The 4,893-nt window shown below is 72.7% G+C and carries 5 protein-coding genes and 1 riboswitch; of the genes, 2 read left to right on the plus strand and 3 right to left on the minus strand.

Annotated features, from left to right (window positions below; translation table 11 throughout):
• Positions 1–72: 72 nt before the first annotated feature.
• Complete coding sequence (gene gdhA / locus ACFWFR_RS17385; protein ID WP_377623862.1) at positions 73–1,410, minus strand: NADP-specific glutamate dehydrogenase; 1,338 nt, start codon at positions 1,408–1,410, stop codon at positions 73–75.
• A gap of 283 nt (positions 1,411–1,693) precedes the next feature.
• A riboswitch (SAM riboswitch) is annotated at positions 1,694–1,805 on the plus strand.
• Between the two features lie 20 nt (positions 1,806–1,825).
• Here gdhA and ACFWFR_RS17390 point away from each other — a divergent pair.
• Both ACFWFR_RS17390 and ACFWFR_RS17395 read left to right on the plus strand, forming a co-directional pair.
• Complete coding sequence (locus tag ACFWFR_RS17390) at positions 1,826–2,503, plus strand: NADPH-dependent FMN reductase (protein ID WP_377623863.1); 678 nt, start codon at positions 1,826–1,828, stop codon at positions 2,501–2,503.
• The gene (locus tag ACFWFR_RS17395) at positions 2,500–3,066 is read left to right on the plus strand and encodes a flavin reductase family protein (RefSeq protein WP_056652434.1); all 567 of its coding nucleotides are present in this window, start codon (positions 2,500–2,502) and stop codon (positions 3,064–3,066) included. Before ACFWFR_RS17390 ends, ACFWFR_RS17395 begins: the two co-directional genes overlap by 4 nt.
• Positions 3,067–3,139: 73 nt before the next feature.
• Here the strand turns inward: ACFWFR_RS17395 and ACFWFR_RS17400 are convergent, their stop codons facing one another.
• Positions 3,140–3,556, minus strand: coding sequence for a hypothetical protein (locus tag ACFWFR_RS17400; protein WP_377623864.1), 417 nt, complete (start codon positions 3,554–3,556; stop codon positions 3,140–3,142).
• Positions 3,557–3,760: 204 nt separating this feature from the next.
• Positions 3,761–4,858 (minus strand): LLM class flavin-dependent oxidoreductase, encoded by a 1,098-nt coding sequence (locus tag ACFWFR_RS17405; RefSeq protein ID WP_377623865.1) that lies wholly within the window; start codon positions 4,856–4,858, stop codon positions 3,761–3,763.
• Positions 4,859–4,893: the final 35 nt, after the last annotated feature.

Below are 4,893 nucleotides of genomic sequence, written 5' to 3' on the forward strand. Positions count from 1 at the left end.
AGACAGGGCCGTGAGGCGTGCGGCGGGCCGCTCCCGTCGAGCGGGCCGCTCAGCGGCCCGTCAGGACGAGCGTCAGATGACGCCCTGGGCGATCATCGCGTCGGCCACCTTGGTGAAGCCCGCGATGTTCGCACCGAGCACGTAGTTGCCCGGCTCGCCGTACTCGTCGGCCGTCTCCTCGCAGCGCGAGTGGATGCCCTCCATGATGTGCGCGAGGCGCTCCTCGGTGTACTCGAACGTCCACGCGTCGCGCGAGGCGTTCTGCTGCATCTCGAGGGCCGAGGTCGCGACGCCGCCGGCGTTCGCGGCCTTGCCGGGCGCGAAGAGCACGCCGGCCTCCTGGAGCAGCGCGACGGCACCCGGCGTGGTGGGCATGTTGGCGCCCTCCGCGACCGCGAGGACACCGTTGGCGACGAGCTGCTTGGCGTCCTGCTCGGTCAGCTCGTTCTGCGTGGCGCAGGGCAGGGCGACGGTCGCGGGGACGTCCCAGATGCTGCCGCCCGTGACGAGGCGCGCACCGGGGCGGCGCTCGACGTAGTCGGCCACGCGTCCGCGCTCGACCTCCTTGATCTGGCGGAGCAGCTCGACGTCCACGCCGGCCTCGTCGACCACGTAGCCCGACGAGTCGGAGAACGACACGACGTTCGCCCCGAGCTGCTGGGCCTTCTGGATCGCGTAGGTCGCGACGTTCCCCGAGCCCGAGACGACGACGCGCTGGCCCTCGAAGCTCTGGCCCTTGGTGCGCAGCATGTGGTCGGCGAAGAAGACCGTGCCGTAGCCCGTGGCCTCGGTCCGCACGAGCGACCCGCCCCAGCTGATGCCCTTGCCCGTGAGGACACCGGACTCGTAGCGGTTCGTGATGCGCTTGTACTGGCCGAACAGGTAGCCGATCTCGCGCCCACCCACGCCGATGTCGCCGGCCGGGACGTCCGTGTACTCGCCGATGTGGCGGTAGAGCTCGGTCATGAACGACTGGCAGAAGCGCATGACCTCGCCGTCGGACTTGCCGCGCGGGTCGAAGTCCGAGCCGCCCTTGCCGCCGCCGATGGGCATGCCGGTGAGCGAGTTCTTGAAGATCTGCTCGAACCCGAGGAACTTGACGATCCCCAGGTAGACCGACGGGTGGAACCGCAGGCCGCCCTTGTACGGGCCGAGCGCCGAGTTGAACTCGACGCGGAAACCACGGTTGATCTGCACGCGGTTCTTGTCGTCGACCCACGGCACGCGGAAGATGATCTGTCGCTCGGGCTCGCAGATGCGTTCGAGCACGGCGGCGTCGACGTACTGGGGGTTCTTCTGGAGCACCGGCCCGAGCGAGTCGAAGACCTCACGCACCGCCTGGTGGAACTCGGCCTCACCAGGGTTGCGGGCGAGGACCTCGTCGTAGACGGAGTGCAGACGACTATCCATGAAGTGCTCCTCGGCAGGGCTGGTTCTTAACTGCACCAGGTTACGTACGTGTAAACAGCGCCGTACTCCCGTCCCACTCTGGGAGACGGCAGGCTCACGACCTGGGACATCACGGTTGCCCGGGGCCGCCGCCGGGAGCCCCGGCGCGGCCGTGCCACGCAGGCGACCCGGGGCCGCCCGGCACGCAGCGCGCGAGCCCGCCACGAAACAACCGTCCACGCCGTGAGAAATCTCGACCGGATCGGTACAGATTGGCGTCGGTCGGGCTATACCCCTACCCAACGGTCACGAGCACCAGCGCCAAGCCCCGGCTCGCTGGTCAGCAACCCCTCCCACGACGGGGTGCTCCGGGAGATGACCTGGCCGCGCCGGCACCGGCGCGGCAAGCGTGCAGCACGACGACAGCGAGGACACCATGACGCAGCACCAGACACCGCCCAGCGACTCGGCCGGCACCGACAGCGGCCTCGACACCCGGCCTGGCCCCGCCGACGGCGCATCCCACCCGCCCCGACCCGCCGTGGTCACCCTGGTCGGCAACCCCCGCCCCGGGTCACGGACCCTGTCCGCGGCGCAGGCCGTCGCGACCCGGGTCACCGACCACCTGGGCCTCGCGGCCACCCCGCCCCCCGCCACGATCGACCTCGCCGAGATCGCGGCCGAGGTCCTGGCCCCCGTGCACCCCCGGGCCGACGCCGCGCGCGAGGTCGTCGCGGGCGCGACCGTCCTGGTCGTCGCGACCCCCGTCTACAAGGGCTCGTACACCGGCCTGCTCAAGGCGTTCCTCGACCTCTACGGCCCGGACGGCCTGGCCGGGGTCGTCGCGGTCCCGGTCGTCGTGTCGGGCAACCCGGCGCACGCCCTCGCGGGCGAGGTGCACCTGCGCCCGCTCCTCGTCGAGCTGGGCGCGACCGTCCCCGCGCGGACGCTCACGCTCCTGGACTCCCAGCTCGGCGAGGCCGAGCTCGCGAGCGCCGTCGACGCCTGGCTCGACCGCGCGGGGGGCCCGCTGCTCCGGGCGGCGAGCGCCGCCGTCGGGCAGGACGCCACCACCCACCAGACCGCCCCCGAGCTCGCCGAGGTGACCCGATGACCGCCGAACCCACCACCCGCTCCGACGTCGCGGGCCTCGCCGGGCTCGAGGCCCTGCTCCACGAGCAGGACGAGCCCCAGCTCAGCCCCGACGCCTACAAGGCCGTCTTCCGGCAGCACCCCGCGGGCGTCGCGGTCGTCGCGCTGCACCACGAGGGGCGCCCCGTGGGCTTCACGGCGACCTCGGTCATCTCGGTCTCGGCCGCGCCGCCGCTGCTCGCGTTCTCGCTCGCGTCGACCTCGTCGTCGTGGCCCGCGATCTCGGCCGCCCGCACGGTCACGGTCAACTTCCTCAGCGCCGACCAGGACGACGTGTCGGCACGCTTCGCGACGAGCGGGATCGACCGGTTCGCAGCCGGCGGATGGTCCCCCCTCGACTCGGGCGAGCCCGTGATCGACGGCGCGCTGTCCTGGGTGCGCGGGCGCATCATCCAGCGCACGCCCGTGGGCGACAGCTACCTGGTCTCGCTGCGCGCGCTCGCGTCGGGGACGCGCAGCGACGCGACGCCGCTGGTCTACCACGACCGGTCCTACCACCGGATCGGGGACCACTCGGCCCTCTGAGGCCGCGACCTGGGTGAGCGGCCCGACGACGGCGCGTACCGCCGTCGGGCCCCTCACCCGCGCCGGGGGCCGGCTACCAGGTCCAGCCGCGCGCGCTGAGCTCGAGCTCCTCGCGCAGCCGCTCGTCCTCGCCGCTGCGCAGGCCCGCGGCGAGCGGGTCGGCGTCGACCTCCAGACCGCTGAGCCGGCACGCCTCGCGCAGCAGCGCGTCGTACGCGCCCTGCGCGGCGAGGTAGTGGTGGGCCCGGGCGTAGACGCCCGGGTCGTCCTGGACGTCGCGCAGCTCGTGCGCGAGCTGGCCCAGGCGGATCTGGAGCCCCAGCGCCACGAGGGGGTCAGGTGCCCGACGGCGCCGCTCGCGCCACGTGAGCCGGTGCGGTCGGAGGGGTGGGAGAGCGTCTGCCGGGGGCCGGTCGTGGCGCACCGTGGACCACGCGATGACGGCGACCACTGCCGCGCCCACCACGCCGGAGATCACGAGAAGCCACATCGTCGGAGCCTTCTTCCGGTGCCCGTACGTGCCCGCAGGACTCTTCCAGCCTAGGACCTGCGGGCACGCTCCGCCAGGGTTCGAGGCCCGTCGTCGGGCCGGTCGGACAGCCCTGACGCGAGGTGGGAGAGGCGACCGCGCGGACGCCCGTCGGCGAGCGTCTCTCCCGCCCCGGCGGGGCCCCCTGACGTGGTCGGCCGCGACCTACGACGCCGTGAACCCCTTGGCCCGGCGCGCGTCGGCCGGACCCCACAGGTCGGTCTTGACCTCGGCCCGGACGAGCGGCACGACCTCCTCCGCGAACCGGCGCAGCACGTCGTCCTGCCGGGCCGGCTCCAGGAGGTGGTTGATCGAGACCGACTGCAGGTCGTGCCCGTAGCTCTGGTGGTAGTCGAGGATCTTCTCGGCGACCCGTTCGGGCGAGCCCACGAGGGCCGGGCCGCGCTCGACGGCCTCCTCGATGGTCCTGAAGCTCGTGACCTTGCCGACCGCGGCGGGGTCGTACTTCCGCAGGTCCGCGCGCGCGACCGCGCCCTCGTAGATGGGGCGGAACTCCTCGATCGCCTGCTCGGTGGTGTCCGCGAGGAACAGCCCGCCCGAGCCGGACCCGACGAACCCGTACGCCGGGTCGTGCCCCGCCGCCGCGTACTGCTCGCGGTAGTGGTCGATCAGCACCTTGTAGCTCTCGCGCGGCTGGAACGCGTTGGCGCTCACGATCGGGTCGCCCCACCGCGCGGCGAGCTCGACCGCGAACTGCGACGTCGCCGAGCCGTGCCAGATCCGGAACGCGCCGTCGTACGGGCGCGGCAGCGTCGTGGCTCCCTGCAGGTCGGGGCGGTGACGGCCCTCCCAGTCGACCTCCTCACCGCTCAGGAGCAGGCGGAGCAGCTCGTAGTTCTCCTCGAGGTACTCGTACTGCTTGGCGAGGTCGAGGCCCAGCAACGGGTACTGGAGCGCCTCGTTGCCCTTGCCGATCACCATCTCGAACCGGCCCCGGCTGAGCTGGTCGATCGTCGCGTAGTCCTCGGCGACCCGGATGGGGTCCAGCAGGGACAGCACCGTGACGCCCGTGCTCAGCAGGATGCGCGAGGTGCGGGCGGCGATCGCACCGAGGATCACGGTGGGCGACGACGACAGCACGTCGCCCGCGTGCCGCTCGCCGACCGCGAACGCGTCGAGGCCGAGCTCCTCGGCCAGGACCGCGGTCTCGACGACACGCTCGAGGCGGTCGGCCGCGGGGACGGCTTCGCCCGTGACGGGGTGGGGCGGGTTGAAGACGATGTCGAGGACCTGGAAACGCACGGATGCTCCTTGGTGTGGGGGTGGGGGTGGGGTGT

Origin of the sequence: Oerskovia sp. NPDC060287, assembly GCF_042726775.1 — a bacterium.
Classification (GTDB): Bacteria; Actinomycetota; Actinomycetes; order Actinomycetales; family Cellulomonadaceae; genus Oerskovia; species Oerskovia merdavium.